Origin of the sequence: Pseudoalteromonas sp. AOP31-A2-14 (genome assembly GCF_052378035.1) — a bacterium.
Taxonomy (GTDB): Bacteria; Pseudomonadota; Gammaproteobacteria; order Enterobacterales; family Alteromonadaceae; genus Pseudoalteromonas.
This window is the reverse complement of sequence record NZ_JBQSXI010000001.1, coordinates 2,249,271-2,267,194: the sequence shown is the minus strand read 5'-3', so window position 1 is coordinate 2,267,194 and position 17,924 is coordinate 2,249,271. Positions and strand designations below refer to the sequence as shown.

Here is a 17,924-nt window from a genome sequence, read left to right as displayed (position 1 = left end):
TAGTGGACACTTCGTTAAGCGACATTTAGTTGTTCAAATTTCTCGGGGCTTAAATAGCCTAACGCACTATGCCTTCTCTTTTTGTTGTAATCAATTTCTATATATTCAAATACATGCTGCCTCATGGTTTCTCGGTTCATAATAGGCTCATATTGGATGGCTTCGACCTTGAGTGAATGGAAGAAGCTTTCCACACACGCATTATCCCAGCAGTTGCCTTTACGACTCATACTTTGCATTAAATGATGTTCGCTTAATAAATCACGATAAGCATGGGAAGCATATTGGCTGCCTCTATCACTATGTACAATGACATCTTTAGGTCTACCTCGGCGCCAGATAGCCATTTGCAGGGCGTCACACACCAAAGATGATGTCATGCGTGTACTCATTGACCAACCAATCACTGAGCGCGAGTACAGGTCGATAATCACAGCGAGGTAAAGCCATCCTTCGCTGGTCATTAGATACGTGATATCACCTGCCCATTTTTGGTTGGGCTTATCGGCGGTAAAGTTCTGCTCAAGTAAATTAGGGGCCACAGGTAAATTGTGTTTACTGTCGGTGGTCGACTTGAATTTACGAGCTGCTTTAGCTACTAAACCCTGACGTCCCATGCTTCTGTTGATGGTTTTTACATCATGTTTATTCCCTTGCTCCGCCAGCTCGACTTGGATACGTCTCGCACCGTCTCGCTCTTTACTGTCAACAAATACGGCTTTGACCTGAGTATCTAACATTTGCTGTTGTTGTTTGCGCTTACACACGTGCTCACATGATTTTATCCATGCATAAAACCCACTTGGCGATACACAAAGTACCTTAGCCATTCTGATAACGCTGAATGTGCTTCGGTAGCTTTGCATAAATTCAAATCGTGTTATTTTTGATTTTTCGCGAAGTAGGTGGCGGCTTTTTTTAATATGTCTAGCTCCTCTGCTTGCACCGCTAGTTGGCGTTTCAAACGAGCATTCTCGGTAGCTAACGTACTTTCTCTATCTGATGTAGATGCCTTTTTCAGAGCAGCAGTTCGCCAATAGTAAAGCTGGGACTCTGCGACACTTAATTCTCTGGCAGCTTGAGCAAAACCTACTTTACTCGCCAGCTTTAGTGCTTCTTCTTTGAATTCTTCTGAATAGGATTTACGTTTGGTCTTAGTTGTCATGTTTCACCTCTATGAGTTAGTTTACTCACTTAATGAGGTGTCCAAAACTATTGGTTCAGATCACAAATTTCGATAAGATAATACCGAGTTATTAAAGTATGACTTTTTAGAGAGTTACTTTCCTGCCTTACTATTAGAACACTAATTCAATGGATATAAAGAGTTGCACAATAAGTCTATCTAAAAAAAGTAGTTAATAATAACGAGCAGCGTTTTATTTTTTTCGTTGAACAATAATTTTTTATATTAGCCGCTTTTAGTAAAAAACCAGCATAAGCTGGTTTTATTCTTTAAGTAATGAGTTATTACTTAAGCATCGGCTAATTTAACGCGGATTTTACTTTTATCAACGGTAGCTTGGTTAAGAGCAGCAATAGCGCCTTTAACTTCTATATCGTTTGGCATTTCAACAAAGGCAAAGCCTTTAGATTGGCCTGTTTCTTTATCAAGTACCAAGTTACAGGTAGTTACTTTTCCGTGCTCTGTAAATAAAGTACGAAGTTCATGCTCAGTTGTAGCACGAGACAAGTTACGAACTAATAGTTTCATAATAAACCTAAATAATTATGTCAGTACTAATTATCTCAAGTATCTCGGGTTTAACCTAACTTTATTTTAAAAAGGCCAAATTCATTTTATTAAACGCATATCGACATTTGTAACCCTGTAATTAACTAACTTGTATCAGAGATTATTAACGGCTCACCAGGTTCGTTAACTGTTATGCATTTCAAGGTTGATCGAGGTGTTAAGTGTGAGCCGAAAGTACTCTATGGTGATGGTAAGGTAGATGTTATTACTAGTAATGTTTTAGAGTCTACTACGCGCTTCAAAGGAGTAAATTGATTTAAAAATAAAAAGCCGTTAATGACTATAAATCATTAACGGCTTTTTAATTTCTGATAAAAGAGCTTATTTCACTTCTTTACCAGCCGCTTGTTGGTCAGCGTGGTAGCTTGAGCGAACAAACGGACCAGAAGCTGCGTGAGTAAAGCCAATTTCATCAGCGTACTCTTTTAATGCATCAAACTCGGCAGGTGGCACATAGCGCTTAACCGGTAAGTGATGCTTTGAAGGCTGTAAATACTGACCTACTGTTAGCATGTCGACGTTGTGTTCACGTAAGTCACGTAACACTTCTTCTATTTCATTAATTTCTTCGCCAAGACCCACCATTAAACCTGATTTAGTCTTAACTTCTGGATGTGCTTCTTTAAAGCGACGCAGTAATTCTAATGACCATTTATAGTCAGCCCCTGGGCGTGCAAGTTTATATAAACGCGGTGCTGTTTCAAGATTATGGTTAAATACATCAGGTGGCGTTTCGATTAAAATTTCAAGCGCTTTATCCATCCGGCCACGAAAATCGGGCACCAAAACTTCAATTGTAATGGTTGGGTTGTGCTTGCGTATTTCTCGAATACAATCAGCAAAGTGCTGTGCGCCACCGTCGCGTAAATCGTCACGATCTACGGAGGTAATTACTACATAGCTTAGCTTCATGTCTTTAATCGTTAGTGCGAGCTTTTCAGGCTCGGCTGCATCAGGTTTAAGTGGGCGACCATGGGCTACGTCACAAAATGGGCAGCGACGAGTACAAATAGCACCTAAAATCATAAAGGTGGCGGTACCATGGTTAAAACACTCAGATAGGTTGGGGCACGAAGCCTCTTCACATACCGAATGCAAGCCATGCTTACGCATTGCTTGTTTAATGCCATCAATTCGCTCGGTTGACTTAGGTAAGCGAATTTTAAGCCACTCTGGCTTACGTAGCATTTCGGTTTTTTCTGTTGGTAATACTTTTACTGGGATCAACGCCATTTTTTCTGCGTCGCGTAATTTTACCCCAGGTTCCATTTTGACTGGTTTATTCATTCGTTTTCAAACCCTTCAGTATGCTTAACATCTGTTGCGTTAAGCTTTTTGATCATATGTTTTACAAGTCCAGCACCTGCTTGTTCTAAATTAGCTGGGCCTGTTAAGTCGGTAGTTTGCACCATATTCATGCCGGCATAACCGCAAGGGTTGATGCGTAAAAATGGGCTTAAATCCATATTTACATTTAGTGCTAAACCATGAAATGAGCAGCCGCGGCGAACACGTAGCCCAAGTGATGCAATTTTACTGTCGTTAACGTATACACCCGGTGCATCGGGCTTAGCATAAGCGTCGATGTCATATTCTTTAAGGGTATCTACTATACACTCTTCAAGCCACGTCACTAATTCGCGAACACCTATCTTTAAGCGGCGTAAATTAAACAATACATACATCATCTGCTGGCCAGGACCATGGTAGGTCACTTGGCCGCCGCGATCGACTTTAATTACTTCAATATCGCCGGGGGCGAGTAAATGTTCGTCTTTACCTGCTTGGCCTTGGGTAAATACGGGGTCGTGTTCAACCAGCCATATTTCATCGGCGCTATTGTCATTACGGGTATCAGTAAAGTCTTGCATTTTTTGCCAGATTGGCATGTAACGCCTGCGACCTAATTGACGTACCACTATGGTGTTTTCGCTCACTACTTGCTCCACGTTATGCGTCAAAGCATATGACGTACGTCATCAATTGCGCTGATCACGTTATAAATTTCTTCAATATGTGCGCCGCTTGTTACCGTGGCTACCAATGTTATTGATTCATAGTTACCTTTGCTACTAGGCTTTACTTTAGGTGCGTAATCACCAGGGGCAATCGGTTGTAACTTGGCAAGAATTTGGTCAGTTAAGTTTACATTTGCTAAACCCATTATTTTAAATGTAAATGGGCATGGGTACTCTAAATACTCATCAAATTTAGTATCTTTTACAGGTGTAGCCATGACGATGACTCCTCGTACTTAAAATGTGTGTAGGGGTGATAGACCACCTAAACAGCAAACTGACATGATTTACCCATGTATACGGATACGGATGGGCTAGTTATGGGGCGCATTCTACCATTATTTAAGCAAAAAAAAACGCCTTGCAAGGCAAGGCGCTTATATTCTTTAATACGTTTTTACATTATTTGTAAACGTAAGTAATCATAAATTTTACTAAAGAAGCTACCTTCTTCAACTTCTTCGAGGGTAACTAATGGATATTGTGCAATATCTTCCCCTTCAAGCTGTAAAAATAAGGTGCCTACAGTTGTGCCTTTAGCAAGGGGTGCTTCCAGGGTGCCGTCAAGCTCAAAGTTAGCTTTTAGGTTTTTACGCTGACCACGTGGGATTGTAATTGGTGTATCTTCTAAAATACCCAGCGATACATTTTCTTTGTTACCCATCCAAATGCGTTGCTCTACGAAGCTGTCGCCTGCTTTATAAGGGGTTGTTGTTTCATAAAAGCGGAACCCGTAATTAAGTAATTTTTTACTTTCTACTTTACGTGCTCGTTCGCTTGAAGTGCCCATTACAACGGCAACTAAGCGCATGTCATCTTTAGTCGCTGAAGTTACAAGACTGTAGCCTGCGTCGTTAGTATGACCTGTTTTAATGCCGTCGACATTCATGCTTTCATCCCATAACAATGAGTTACGGTTATATTGCTTGATGCCATTAAAAGTAAATGATTTTTCTGCATAAAGAGCGTATTCGTTCGGTACATCTCTAATAAGTGCAGCGCCAAGTGTTGCCATGTCACGTGGGGTGGTAAAGTGCTCGTCAGTATCAAGGCCGTGGCTATTGATAAAGTGGCTGTTACTCATGCCTAGCTTTTCAGCGTGGGCGTTCATCAAGTCTGCAAAAGCGCTTTCGCTACCGGCAATGTGTTCAGCCATAGCAACACAGGCATCATTACCTGATTGAATAATAATGCCGCGGTTTAAATCTTCTACACTAATTTGCTTACCTACTTCGATAAACATTTTTGATGATTCTGGGAAGTTTTTAGCCCATGCTTTTTCGCTTACCGTTACCATATCAGTATCAGCAATATTGCCAGCTTCAATTTCAGTACCAATCACATAACTGGTCATCATTTTTGTTAAACTCGCTGGCGCAAGCTTTGTATCAGCCTCGCCTTCGGCAATAACTTTACCGGTGGTAAAGTCGACCAAAAAGTAACCTTTAGCATTAACTTGTGGTGGTGCGGGAATTATTTGCGCGGTGACTGAGAATACGGCGGCTGAACACGCTATTGCGCATACACTACTTAGAATTTTTGATTTAATTGATTTCATCATACTCATTAATAGTTAAGGTTAAAGATTCGCATTTGCCTATTCTAAAGGGCTTAGTTAGTGTAAAGCAAGAACGCGTTTTGAAATTGGCTTTGTTTTAGTTGTTCAAGTACCTGTTGTGCTTCTTGTGCGTCCTTTATAGGACCTAAGCGCAAACGATAAATTCCGTCTTTTTCAACAATATTTGTAGGTACATGATACTGCGTGGCAAGTCTTGCAGCTAAGGCATTGATATTTGCCAGTGTACTCCCCGCGGCCACTTGGATATAGCTCAAGCGCGGCTTTGAATCTGCAAGGGTAATTGCCTCAAGCTTAACCTCGGCTGTACCATGGTGGTAATAGCCTAGCTTGTAGGCGGCTGCATAGGATAAATCAATTAGTCGGTCTTCATGAAAAGGGCCACGATCGTTTACTTTAACAATTACTGATTTGCCATTGGCAACATTAGTAACGCGCACAAAGCTCGGTAGCGGTAATGTTTTATGGGCGGCGGTCATGGCAAACATATCGTACACTTCGCCATTTGAAGTGTGGTAACCGTGAAACTTGCGACCATACCATGAGGCTATACCTTGTGCTTTATAACCGGTTTCATCAAGCATTGGAGTGTAGCGTTTACCAAGTACTTTATAAGGACGGCCTGCACTAGCACTTTGCGTCACTTCTGTAACAATGGCATCTTGCAATTCAAGTTCAGTGGGGGCCCTAAGCGGGGCTGCATCGTGCTCCATAGCGTAGCGACTGCTTGATGAAGGTGCGCTGCTACACGCACTTAAAAAAACCACGATTAAACTAAATACTACTACCTGAAAATATATACGCATTACTTTAAAAGCATCCTTTTATCGGTGGCAATCGACATAATAATACCAAAGCCCGCCATGAGCGTGACCATGGATGTACCACCATAACTGATAAGCGGTAAGGGCACACCTACAACAGGAAGTAAGCCAGACACCATACCAATATTAACAAAAATATAAACGAAAAAAGTGAGCGTAAGCGCACCGGCTAACAACTTTCCAAAAGCGTCTTGCGCGTTAACCGCAATGTATAAACCGCGGGCAATAATAAATAGATATAACGTTAATAGTAAGCTTACACCGAATAATCCAAACTCTTCACTCAGTACAGAAAAAATAAAGTCGGTGTGACGCTCTGGTAAAAACTCGAGTTGTGATTGTGTCCCTTGTAGCCAGCCTTTACCTTCAACGCCGCCAGAACCAATGGCTATTTTTGACTGGATAATATGATAGCCAGAGCCAAGCGGATCGCTTTCAGGGTCTAAAAAGGTGAGTACTCGTTGTTTTTGGTAATCGTGCATGCCGTAATGCCAAAAAGGCCAGGCGGCGAGGGCGACAATACCAGTTAAAAAACCAATTAAACGCCAGCTTAAACCCGATAAAAACAACACAAATACGCCAGAGCTCGCTATTAAGATAGAGGTACCTAAATCTGGCTGTTCTTTAATTAATAACGTTGGCACCATCATAATTACAAAACCTACAATTAAGTGTAGCGCCCGAGGGGGTAAGTGGTTTCGGCCAATGTACCAAGCAACCATCATGGGTACGGCTATTTTCATAAGTTCAGCAGGCTGAAAGCGGGTAATACCTAAATCTAACCAGCGTTGTGCGCCTTTTGAGCTTACACCAAATAACAGTACGCCAACTAACATTAATAAGCCTAAGCAATAAAGTGGGATCACTAAGCGCTTTAAGGTGGCCGGAGAAAATTGTGCTAACACAAACATACCAATAATCGCACCTGCCATACGCGTAGCGTGGCGGATCATCATCGCCATATCTTGGCCGCTGGCGCTGTAAACAATGATTAAACTGGCCGCCATCATTAGCATTAAAGCTAAAAAAAGGGGGAAGTCTAAATGTAGGCGCTGCCAAATTGAGCGTTTATCGTTAAGCGGTATCATGGCTGTTTTCTCTTTGCCAAACTAATCGGGTTGGCTGAAAAGTAATAATCCATCAGTTGACGCGCGATGGGGGCAGCTACAGAGCTCCCGCCACCGGTGTTTTCGACCACTATAGACACCACTATTTGCGGATCGTTATAAGGTGCAAAGCCGGTGTAAATTGCATTATCACGGTAGCGTTCTTTTAAAGCATCGCCATCGTAGCGCTCGCCTTGGGCAATACTAACCACTTGCGCTGTACCCGTTTTACCCGCTGGGTCATAAAGTACATCAGTAAAGGCCTTATGCGCAGTACCTGTAGCTTTTGTTACGGTGTTATGCATTGCATTGAGCGCGATATTCCAATGATTTGGGTTTTTAAGTACCACTGGCGGTTTTTCTTCATTATTAATTTGGGTTACCTGGTTTTCTTTTTTAGCTACTTGCACTAAATGTGGTGGGTGGTTAATCCCCCGGTTGACCATAATATTTAAAGCATTGGCAATTTGAATCGGGGTTGCCGTCCAATAACCTTGGCCGATACCTACCGAAATAGTATCTCCGCGCCACCATGACTCACGAAAACGGCCTTCTTTCCATTCTTTTGATGGCAAGATGGCGGTGGTTTCTTCATGAATATCTATACCCGAGAAATCGCCGTAGCCAAACTGTGCCATAAAGTTACTAATTTTAGTGATCCCTAAACGATACGACACATCATAAAAGTAGGTATCGCACGACTCTTCAATCGCCCGGTAGATATCTACATGGCCATGGCCCCAACGTTTCCAGTCACGCCATTTATGGTCGACATTTTGAATTTGAAAAAAGCCCGGATCCCATATAGTGGTATCTTCGCTCACGACCCCTTCTTCGAGTGCTAAAATAGCCATGTGTGGCTTTACTGTTGAGGCTGGTGCGTAGCGACCTTGCGTGGTGCGATTAATTAGCGGGCGATCAGGATTTAACAGTGCTTTATAGTTTTTGCTGCTAATGCCGTGTACAAATAAATTAGGGTCGTAACTCGGGTTTGAATAAAGTGCGAGTACACCGCCGTCTTTAGCGTCCATTACCACAATGGCGCCGCGCATATCTTTAAGAGCGTGTTGGGCTATTTGTTGTAAGCCAATATCTAAGGTAAGTACCAGATCGTGGCCAGGCTCAGGCGGCGTTAAACTTAAGGTGCGAATGACACGGCCACGGTTATTTACTTCAACGCGCTGCGAACCTACTTGACCATGTAAGAGTTGTTCGTAATATTTTTCAATACCAAGCTTACCAATGTCGTGAGTAGCGCGGTAATTAGTGCCTTGCTCTTCAGCTTCTAGTTTTGCCAACTCTTTTTTATTGAGTTTTGATACATATCCTAATGCGTGGGTGAGGGTATCTGAAAATGGGTAATAACGAGCAAGTCGCGCTTCTATACTAAAGCCTGGAAATTTATGTTGATTAACTGAAAATTTAGCCACTTCTAATTCGTTTAAACGAGACTTAAGTACTTGGCTTTTAAAGCGGCGGTTATGTTTTATATCGTTTAGAAATTCACTTTTATTTTGCTCTGAAATATCAATCAGTTTATCAATGGCGATCAGCGATGCATCAAGGTCGTCAACTTCTTCAGGGATCACTTCAAGATTATACACCGGTTTGTTTTCAGCCAGTAACACCCCGTTACGGTCGTAGATGAGGCCACGATTGGGGGCAATAGGAATAACTTTTATACGATTGTCGTTGGAGCGTGTTTGATAGTCATTATGATCAGTCACTTGAATGCTATACAAGTTTGATAGCAAAATGGCCACCATGGCCATCACAAATACAAACCCCACAAACGCGCGCCTAGCAAATAAGTTAGCTTCTGCCGAATGGTCGCGAATAGTGGGTCTGTGTTTAAACATACGGATACATTACTCGCGGTGGTATGGATGGTTATTGTTTAAGCTCCAGCCGCGATAAAGGCTTTCGGCAACAATAATACGTACCAGTGGATGCGGTAAAGTCAGATTTGATAGCGACCATTTTTGCTCAGAAGCTGCGATACACTCAGGAGCTAAGCCTTCTGGGCCGCCAATCAGTAAACTCACGTCGCGACCATCTAGTTGCCACTTTTCCATGTTTTTAGCCAATTGATGGGTGTCTAGTGGCTTACCTGTCACTTCAAGCGTTACAATACGATTGCCTTTGGGGATTGCGGCGAGGGTTTTTTCACCTTCGGTATGCAAAATGCGCTTAATGTCAGCGTTTTTACCGCGTTTACCTGCGGGTATTTCAGTCAGCTCTAACGCCATATCTTTGGGAAAACGGCGCTGGTATTCAACAAACCCAGTTTCAACCCACGCGGGCATTTTAGTTCCAACGGCAATCAATTGTATTTTCAAAGCGTTATCCTACGTTTTGCTTTAGGAGGTTAACCCCAAAGTTTTTCAAGATCGTAGAAGTCGCGAGTCTGGTCTTGCATTACATGCACAACCACATCACCTAAATCAACTAATACCCATTCGCCTTCAGTTTGACCTTCGTAGCCTAGTGGTTCCTCACCAGTGTGGCGGGCAGATTTTGCAACGTGGTCTGCTATTGATTGAACATGACGTCTAGAGTTACCCGAACAGATCAGTAAATAATCAGTAATGTCTGATTTTTCACGCACATCAATTTGTACCACGTCACGAGCTTTCATATCGTCAACTTTATCAAGTGCAAAGGCGAGTAGTTGTTTTGAATCCAAAGTTTTATCTCAAATAGTAAATAAATATTAATGTCATTTTATCACGCAGGTGGTTTTTAATCATCTGTTTGATAAAGCCGGTGCTCTTTAATGTACTGACTGACTTCAGGGCTTAAAAGTTCCGTTTCCTGTGGGTCAGTTTTTAAATTGCGGCGAATGGTGCTTGAGGCCGCAGCAATTTGTTTTCCTTGTAAAAAATATAACTTACCCGCTTTAGCGCGAGTGAGCTCGTAACTATTAGTTGTTTGCGCCTGTTGTTTATAAGTAAGTAACTTACCTTGAGGCGCACAAGTTTGCCCAGGGCGCTGATATACCACCACATGGCAAAGTTTAATTATTTCTTGCCATTGATACCATTTATCTAAGCTATTAAACGAGTCCATCCCCATTAAAAAAAGTATTGCTGAGTCAGGATGTTCAGCTCTAAGCTCTTGCAAGCTGAGCAATGAATAAGAAGGGCCTTGGCGTGATAGCTCGCGTAAATCTAAGCCAAAGTACGGATAAGGCTTGAGAGCTAATTTGAGCATATTTATACGGTGGCTGTCGCTGGTATTGGGCGCGGCTTTATGAGCAGGGATAGCGCAGGGCATAAAATAAAGTGTGTCTAACTTACACTGCGCTAAGCATTCTTTGGCCATATTAATGTGGCCTAAGTGAATGGGGTCAAACGTGCCGCCGAATAAAGCAATAGTCTGGCTTGGCATTTAATCAACACGCTTATAACAAGGTAAAGGAATTTCAAGTGGCTGGCAAAATACTAAACAAATATGTGCCAGCGCTTGATAAGGCGCGACTAATTGACCTTGCTTATAACTGGCGTCAAACTGGGCTAATAAGCTAATAATATACTCAACACTTACAATGTTGAGGCGCTTTAGTGCTTGTTGTACTGCACTTTGTTGATTTTTCCAGATGCCATTTTTTGTACATAACTGATGAAAGCTTTCGCCGTTTGCTAAGCCCTGCTGTAGGCTCAGTAGCGTATTTGCTTCTTTATTTAGGGTCCATAAAATACTCACCGCTTCGGTGTTATCACCGGCTAGTTTATTCAGTACTTTAATTGCTTGATGGGCGTTACCTAGTAGCAATGACTCACTTAAATCAAAAATATCAAATTTGGCTTGATTAAGTAGCCCTTGCATCACCATTTGCTGATCGATCAATGCTTTGTCATGCAGTAACGAAAGCTTTTCAAGTTCTTGTGAGCAGGCCAGTAAATTACCTTCTGTGGCATCAAGTAAAGCATGTTTAGCATCGGCTTGAATATTCAAGCTTAAGCGTCTGCATTGCTCGTCAATCCAGCGACTTAAATGGTTGCCTGTAAGTGGGTAGCAAGGAACAAATAAACCGTTTTTTTCAAGTGCTTTAAACCAAGCACTGCGCTGAATATCTTGGCTGGCTTTTTGGCCTTTAACTATAAGTAGCGTATCTGGATTAAGTAATTCCACTACTTGTTTAAACGTATTGCTACCGGGAATACCGGGTTTTTGGAAGTTTAAATCAAGCTCTATCAAGGTACGGGCGCTAAATAGCGACATACTTTGGTATTCATTGATTAATTCTTGCCAATCGAACCCTTGCATCAAGGTCAGTTTAATAACTTCATCAAACCCTTGTGCTTTTGCTGACTGGCGAATTTGTGTTACACACTGATCAACCTGAAAAGGCTCCTCGCCAAACACCAAATAAACCGGTGCTAAGGTTTTGCCTAATTGTTCTTTTAGTTGATTAGCATAACAGCGCATTACAGTTGTGATAGCTCGCGCATGATACGACGACTCGCTTGTTGGCGAATTTCGTTTAGTAATAACTCAAGCTCTTTGGCTTTAGCGAGTGCGTTGTCAGGGTCGTCTTGGTAGTTACGATAAAGCTCAAAACTTTGCTCTAACGGTTCATGTCCAGGGCGCTTTAAAATGTAGGATACACTATAAGCCAGCTCGTATTCGGCGACTTGACCATTATCAAAAAGTGATAGTGTTTGGCGCTCAAGACTGTCTTTGCGTAAATAAAGCTGCGGCACATTTTTTGCGACCTCAGCTTGTATATCTACTTTACTGGCGATTAACTCATCTTCTAACATTGCATATAAGGTTGAGCGTTCATCGTCGCCCATCAACGTCAATGTTTTTAAGTCATCAGGCAAGCTGGATGCTTTTTTTAAATGAAAGCCACAACTGCTTAGCATTAAACAGACTAGCACTAAGGCTAGTCCATTTTTAATGGCATTTAACGCTGCCATATTAGCTTGCAACCACATTAAGTAGTTTACCCGGCACGTAAATAACTTTACGGATGGTGTTGCCATCAGTGAATTTAGTTACGTTAGGTTCTGCAAAAGCAAGTTCTTCGACTTGTTCTTTGGTCGCATCTGCGGGCACTGTTAGTTTGGCGCGAAGTTTACCGTTTACTTGTACGATGATAAGTTTTTCATCTTCTACAAGGGCAGCGTTATCTACTTTTGGCCATGCTGCGTCAAGGATATCGCCTTCTTTACCTAAGTCTTGCCATAATTGATGGCTAAGGTGTGGCGTAATTGGCGCAAGCATAATTAATAGCGCTTCAAGTGCTTCATTAGCAATCGCAACATCTTGCTTATCAGTGAGTGGCGCTTTAAGTAACTTATTTGAAAGCTCCATAATGGCAGCAATCGCGGTATTAAAGGTTTGACGACGTTCAACGTCATCAGTCACTTTTGCAATCGCTTTGTGTAGCTCACGGCGCAGCACTTTTTGCTCGTTATTTAAGGCGCTTAAATCGAGTGCCTGAAAACCGACCGTTTCAACATCAACGGCATATTTCCATACGCGCTTTAAGAACCTATGCGCACCTTCAACACCCGAATCAGACCATTCTAATGTTTGTTCTGGTGGGGCGGTAAACATCATGAATAAACGTACCGTATCAGCGCCGTATTGAGCAATAACTTGTTGTGGGTCGATGCCGTTATTTTTCGACTTAGACATTTTACTCATGCCTGATGAAAATACCGATTCACCATCATCTTTATGCCATGCTTTAGTTACACGGCCTTTGTCGTCGGTTTCGGTTTCAACATCGCTTGGTGAAATCCATACATCACCGCCTTTTTCATCTTTACGATAGAAAGTTTCAGCAAGTACCATGCCTTGGCAAAGTAAACGCTCGAATGGTTCATCTGAATTAACCAAGCCAAAATCACGTAGTAACTTATGGAAAAAACGTGAATATAATAAGTGTAAAATGGCGTGTTCAATACCACCAATATATTGATTTACTGGTAACCAATAATTTGCCGCGCCAGGCTCTAACATGCCTTCATCAAAACGAGGGCTACAGTAACGCGCGTAATACCACGATGACTCCATAAAGGTGTCAAAGGTGTCTGTTTCATGAAATGCTGGTGCGCCGTTCATGGTGGTTTTAGCCCAGTTTTCATCGGCTTTTATCGGCGATGTAACACCGTTCATTACCACATCTTCTGGTAAACGAACCGGTAGCATATCTTCAGTAGCCGCAAGCTCGTTACCTTCTTCGTCGCTAAGCATTGGGATTGGTGATCCCCAATAACGCTGGCGGCTAACACCCCAGTCACGTAGACGGAAGTTTACCTTACGCTCACCTACGCCAAGTGCTTCAAGTTTATCGGCAATAGCATTAAAAGCAGCGTCAAATTCAAGGCCATCAAATTCACCTGAGTTTACTAATACGCCTTTTTCAGTGAATGCTTGGTTGTCTAAATCAACCGTTTCATCACTACCGGTAGGCGCTGCAATAACTTGCTTTATGTCAAGGCCATAAGTGCTTGCAAATTCGTAGTCACGTTGGTCGTGACCAGGTACGGCCATAACTGCGCCTGAGCCATAATGCATCAGTACAAAGTTAGCAACCCAAATAGGCACTTGCTCGCCGGTTAATGGATGAATCGCGTAAAAGCCGGTGGCGATCCCTTTTTTCTCCATGGTAGCCATGTCAGCTTCGGCGATTTTAGTATTTTTACACTCATCAACAAATCGTGCGACTGCGTCGCTATTTTTTGCCGCTTCTTGGGCGATAGGGTGTCCGCCTGCAACAGCAACATACGTCACACCCATAAAAGTATCTGGGCGAGTGGTGTAGACGCTAAAAGTTTCGTCGCTGTCTGCACGTTTAAACTCGATGTCTAAGCCTTCAGAGCGACCAATCCAGTTACGCTGCATAGTTTTAACTTGCTCAGGCCAGTCTTCTAGCTTGTCTAAATCGTCAAGTAGTTCTTGTGCGTAGTCGGTGATTTTAATAAACCACTGTGGGATTTCTTTTTGTTCTACGATCGCACCAGAGCGCCAGCCGCGTCCGTCAATAACTTGCTCGTTGGCAAGTACTGTTTGGTCAACAGGATCCCAGTTAACCGTTGACATTTTTTTGTACACTAGGCCTTTTTCATACAACTTAGTGAAAAACCATTGCTCCCATTTATAATATTCAGGATGACAGGTGGCAATTTCACGATCCCAATCATAGCCAAAACCTAATTGCTTAAGCTGGGTACGCATGTAATCAATGTTTTCGTAGGTCCATTTTGCAGGCGCAGTATGGTTTTTAATAGCGGCGTTCTCTGCTGGTAACCCAAACGCATCCCAACCCATAGGTTGCATTACGTTTTTACCTTGCAAGCGCTGAAAGCGAGATACTACATCACCAATTGTGTAGTTACGAACATGACCCATGTGTAGTCGACCACTTGGGTATGGAAACATTGAAAGGCAGTAATACTTTTCTTTGCTCTCATCTTCAGTGACTTTAAATACTTGGTTTTCATCCCAGTAAGCTTGTACTTTTGACTCTATATCTTGCGGGTTATATTGCTCTTGCATCTACGGTTCCAGACTTCTTGCAAACTAATAAAAAATTGCCGAATAGGATAACTCAAAATACCTGTTAATCACAGCGACAAATAAGGGCTTTTATTAAATTCACAGGGAAATGTGTTTTCAGTGCAGGTTAACCTATACTTGTTTAAGCTGAACACTGATTTAACGCAGTTTAAAAGGAGTAAACAATGGCAGATTATAAAACATGGTTAACTGATTTAAGTGCATGGCTTAAAGATGTAAAAGATCATGAACTAAAAGATGCAATGGATAAGTTTGTTGAATCTGAGCAAGCACTTAAACAATTAGGCCAAGATAAAGTAAATTTATATCGTGAGTATTTAAAGCGCGATCTTGACCACATCCAAGAAAACGATAAACACTATGATTCGCTTGCTTGGCAAGAACTTAAAGAGTCTTTATGGTTTGAACTTTCGCACATTGAAGACAAAACTCAGCTCGAATGGCAAGCGTTAAGCCAAGATTTTAAGCACAATGGTGTCTATCATCAAGGTGAATGGATAGCCATGGGCACGTTAGTATGTAAGAATTGCCACCATAGTTATGATATTTACCATGCCACAGAAATAACCCCGTGTAGTAATTGTGGCGGTATTTACTTCAGCCGTAAGGCATTGCAACCTTAAATTTAATCCAAGGTCGAGCTACTCGGCCTTGTTACACACTCACCACCATTGGTTGGTATAATAAGAAGTTAGGAATGACGAATAAACTGATCCCTTTATCTGTGTCTGCATTGGCACCTGAAATCTCTGCAAACCATGTAGCTACCTGCATGAAAAATCCATACCCAGAAGAGCTAACTTTTATTGGCCAGCAGCGCGCACAAAGTGCCCTTGATTTTTCGCTAGGGATGGAACTACCAGGTTATAACGTTTATGTTATGGGCGAAGCAGCTCATGGGCGTTTTACCTTGGTTAAAGATAAGTTGACCGATCACAGTAAAGGTAGGCCGACGCCTAACGAATGGTTATACGTTAATAATTACGATGACCACCGCGAACCAATTGCGCTGTTTATGCAAGCAGGACAAAGCAAGCAACTAGCAGACGACATAGACTCATTTATTGATGAAGTGCTTGATACCTTTCCGGCAGCGTTTGATAACCCAGCTTACCAGCGCAAGAAAAAGTCTATCGATCGCGAGTTTAACGATTTATACGACAGTGCGATTACTGCCGTGGAAGTGGCAGCTCTTGAGCAAAGTGTTGCCCTTATTGAAGAAAAAAATGTAGTAGGTTTTGCGCCACTGATTGATGGCAGACAGCTGAGCGACAGTGAATTTGCGACTCTTGATGATGATTTACGCGAACAGTTTTATCAAGTAATCGAAAAACTAGAAGATACTTTAATCGAAGCGTTAATTGAGCTACCTCGTTGGAAACGCGAATCATCTGAAAAGTTACGTAACTTGAAGAAGTCGACCGCAGAGCTTGCCACTAAACCATTACTAAAAGCCCTTGAGCATAAATATGCCGCGCATATTGGTGTGCTGCGTTATTTAAAAGATATTCGAGTTGAAATTATCGACGCTGTACTTGAGTGGCTTGATGATGACGATGTAAGCGAAGAAAACAAAGAAGACTTTGATCGTAAAGCCATGCTAACCGATTTTTTCGCGCCGAATATTTTAGTAGAATATAAAGAAGGTGACGCTGCACCAGTGGTGTACGAGCCCAACCCAACTTTTGGTAACATTTTTGGTAAAATTGAATACGCTACTTCACAAGGTTCTTTGATCACCAGTTATCGTTCGATTCAGCCCGGAGCATTACACCGTGCTAACGGCGGCTATTTAATTATGGACGCCGAAAAAGTGATGGCAAACCCACAAGTATGGGATGGTTTAAAACTATCGCTTAAAACCCATCAAATTAAAAATGATTTACCGTATCAAGATAATGCAGTAGGCAGTAGTTTTACACTACGCCCGCAGCTTATTCCACTGGATGTAAAAATTATTTTACTCGGCTCTCGTGAGCTTTATTACACCATTGGTGAATACGATGAAGAGTTTGCCGAGTTATTTAGAGTCTTAGCTGATTTTGATTATTATCTACCTAGTAGCGACAAATTACAGTATCAGTTTATTACCAAAGTTGCTGAATATTGTCAGCAAACACTAAAATGTACCATTACTGAAGCGGGCATGGCACGCCTACTTAAGTTTAGTTATCGTCAAGCAGAGCACCATAACAAACTTTCAGCTCGCTTTGCCGATGTATTAGAGCTGGTGGCAGAAGCAAGTTTTTATGCTAAACAAGATAGCCTAAAAATTATTGACAATCATCATATTGATGAAGCGATAGTTGGCAAGCAATATCGAACTGGGCAAATTAGCGAAAATATGCTCAGTGATATTAAAGAAGGTCACACATTAATTGCTACAGATGGTCACGCGGTAGGTAAAGTAAATGGCTTAACGGTACTGCATATCGGTGACACTTCATTTGGTACGCCTGCACGTATTACAGCCACTGTTTATGCGGGCGCTGATGGTGTAATTGATGTAGAACGTGAAGCTGAGCTCGGTAAAGCAATTCACTCTAAAGGAGTGATGCTGCTGACCGGTTATTTAGGTAATAAATACGCCCAGCAGTTTAGCTTAACGCTTAGCGCTAATATCGCCATTGAGCAAAATTATGGCTATATTGATGGCGACAGCGCCTCACTCGCTGAGTTGTGCGCACTTATATCGGCAATTACTAGTTTACCAATTAGTCAGTCTATCGCGCTTACAGGCTCTATTAACCAACATGGTGACGTACAAGCCATTGGTGGCGTAAACGAAAAAATTGAAGGCTTTTTTAAGCTTTGCAAAATGCGCGGTTTAACTGGTTCACAAGGCGTTATTATTCCAAAATCAAACCAGGTAAACTTAGTGCTTGATGATGAGATTTTAGACGCTGTTGAGCTAAAACGTTTTAATATATTTGCTGTTGAAACAGTTGATCAAGCACTTAGCTTATTAATGGATAGTGACGCAGGCGAGCTTGTTGATGGCTATTACCCAGAAGATTCAGTAAATGGCATTGCTTTAGCGCGCTTAAATAATATTGCCGATATAGTTAACGGCGAAAATGACGATAAAGAAGAAGAGAAAGTGTAATT

17 protein-coding genes are annotated in these 17,924 nt (G+C 42.0%); 2 read left to right on the top strand and 15 right to left on the bottom strand.

The annotated features are described in order from the left end of the window. Window positions 1-14: 14 nt before the first annotated feature. The 15 genes from ACT3S9_RS10465 to leuS all read right to left on the bottom strand — a co-directional run bounded on the left by ACT3S9_RS10465 (window position 15) and on the right by leuS (window position 14,795). Window positions 15-1,165 (bottom strand): IS3 family transposase gene (locus ACT3S9_RS10465; RefSeq protein WP_086957897.1). Its coding sequence is split into 2 segments (ribosomal slippage): window positions 15-910 and window positions 910-1,165, totalling 1,152 coding nucleotides; the frame shifts between segments, so codons are not numbered across the junction. A 309-nt stretch (window positions 1,166-1,474) separates the two neighbouring features. Further along, window positions 1,475-1,714: an RNA recognition motif domain-containing protein gene (locus ACT3S9_RS10460; RefSeq protein WP_197113617.1), complete on the bottom strand. Its 240-nt coding sequence runs from the start codon at window positions 1,712-1,714 to the stop codon at window positions 1,475-1,477. A 363-nt stretch (window positions 1,715-2,077) separates the two neighbouring features. Continuing rightward, window positions 2,078-3,043, bottom strand: coding sequence for a lipoyl synthase (gene lipA, locus ACT3S9_RS10455; protein ID WP_441834300.1), 966 nt, complete (start codon window positions 3,041-3,043; stop codon window positions 2,078-2,080). Then, window positions 3,040-3,693, bottom strand: coding sequence for a lipoyl(octanoyl) transferase LipB (gene lipB / locus ACT3S9_RS10450; RefSeq protein WP_441834299.1), 654 nt, complete (start codon window positions 3,691-3,693; stop codon window positions 3,040-3,042). The genes lipA and lipB overlap by 4 nt, the downstream gene beginning before the upstream one ends. Window positions 3,694-3,713: 20 nt before the next feature. Further along, the gene (gene ybeD, locus ACT3S9_RS10445) at window positions 3,714-3,992 is read right to left on the bottom strand and encodes a DUF493 family protein YbeD (RefSeq protein WP_441834298.1); all 279 of its coding nucleotides are present in this window, start codon (window positions 3,990-3,992) and stop codon (window positions 3,714-3,716) included. 179 nt (window positions 3,993-4,171) lie between these two features. After that, window positions 4,172-5,332 carry a serine hydrolase gene (locus tag ACT3S9_RS10440; protein WP_441834297.1) on the bottom strand — a complete coding sequence of 387 codons (1,161 nt, stop codon included), beginning with the start codon at window positions 5,330-5,332 and terminating at the stop codon, window positions 4,172-4,174. Window positions 5,333-5,385: 53 nt separating this feature from the next. Further along, complete coding sequence (locus ACT3S9_RS10435; RefSeq protein WP_441834296.1) at window positions 5,386-6,156, bottom strand: septal ring lytic transglycosylase RlpA family protein; 771 nt, start codon at window positions 6,154-6,156, stop codon at window positions 5,386-5,388. Further along, window positions 6,156-7,262: a rod shape-determining protein RodA gene (rodA, locus tag ACT3S9_RS10430; protein ID WP_441834295.1), complete on the bottom strand. Its 1,107-nt coding sequence runs from the start codon at window positions 7,260-7,262 to the stop codon at window positions 6,156-6,158. The genes ACT3S9_RS10435 and rodA overlap by 1 nt, the downstream gene beginning before the upstream one ends. Next, entirely contained in the window at window positions 7,259-9,139 is a 1,881-nt protein-coding gene (mrdA, locus tag ACT3S9_RS10425) for a penicillin-binding protein 2 (protein WP_441834294.1), read from the bottom strand. Before mrdA ends, rodA begins: the two co-directional genes overlap by 4 nt. Window positions 9,140-9,148: 9 nt before the next feature. Beyond that, the gene (gene rlmH, locus ACT3S9_RS10420; RefSeq protein ID WP_441834293.1) at window positions 9,149-9,619 is read right to left on the bottom strand and encodes a 23S rRNA (pseudouridine(1915)-N(3))-methyltransferase RlmH; all 471 of its coding nucleotides are present in this window, start codon (window positions 9,617-9,619) and stop codon (window positions 9,149-9,151) included. A 29-nt stretch (window positions 9,620-9,648) separates the two neighbouring features. After that, a complete protein-coding gene (gene rsfS, locus ACT3S9_RS10415) occupies window positions 9,649-9,966 on the bottom strand; it encodes a ribosome silencing factor (protein WP_441834292.1) in 318 nt (105 codons plus the stop codon). Window positions 9,967-10,022: 56 nt separating this feature from the next. Beyond that, window positions 10,023-10,670: a nicotinate-nucleotide adenylyltransferase gene (gene nadD / locus ACT3S9_RS10410; protein ID WP_441834291.1), complete on the bottom strand. Its 648-nt coding sequence runs from the start codon at window positions 10,668-10,670 to the stop codon at window positions 10,023-10,025. Next, window positions 10,671-11,711, bottom strand: a complete 1,041-nt coding sequence (holA, locus tag ACT3S9_RS10405; RefSeq protein ID WP_441834290.1) for a DNA polymerase III subunit delta — start codon at window positions 11,709-11,711, stop codon at window positions 10,671-10,673. After that, window positions 11,711-12,205 (bottom strand): LPS-assembly lipoprotein LptE, encoded by a 495-nt coding sequence (locus ACT3S9_RS10400; RefSeq protein WP_441834289.1) that lies wholly within the window; start codon window positions 12,203-12,205, stop codon window positions 11,711-11,713. Before ACT3S9_RS10400 ends, holA begins: the two co-directional genes overlap by 1 nt. A gap of 1 nt (window position 12,206) precedes the next feature. Continuing rightward, window positions 12,207-14,795 (bottom strand): leucine--tRNA ligase, encoded by a 2,589-nt coding sequence (leuS, locus tag ACT3S9_RS10395; protein WP_441834288.1) that lies wholly within the window; start codon window positions 14,793-14,795, stop codon window positions 12,207-12,209. A 185-nt stretch (window positions 14,796-14,980) separates the two neighbouring features. Here leuS and ACT3S9_RS10390 point away from each other — a divergent pair, with 185 nt between their 5' ends. Together ACT3S9_RS10390 and ACT3S9_RS10385 are read left to right on the top strand one after the other, a co-directional pair. Beyond that, on the top strand, window positions 14,981-15,439 hold the full coding sequence (locus tag ACT3S9_RS10390; RefSeq protein WP_441834287.1) for a zinc ribbon-containing protein: 459 nt from the start codon (window positions 14,981-14,983) through the stop codon (window positions 15,437-15,439). Between the two features lie 74 nt (window positions 15,440-15,513). After that, the gene (locus ACT3S9_RS10385) at window positions 15,514-17,922 is read left to right on the top strand and encodes a Lon protease family protein (protein WP_441834286.1); all 2,409 of its coding nucleotides are present in this window, start codon (window positions 15,514-15,516) and stop codon (window positions 17,920-17,922) included. The last annotated feature ends 2 nt before the right edge of the window (window positions 17,923-17,924 follow it).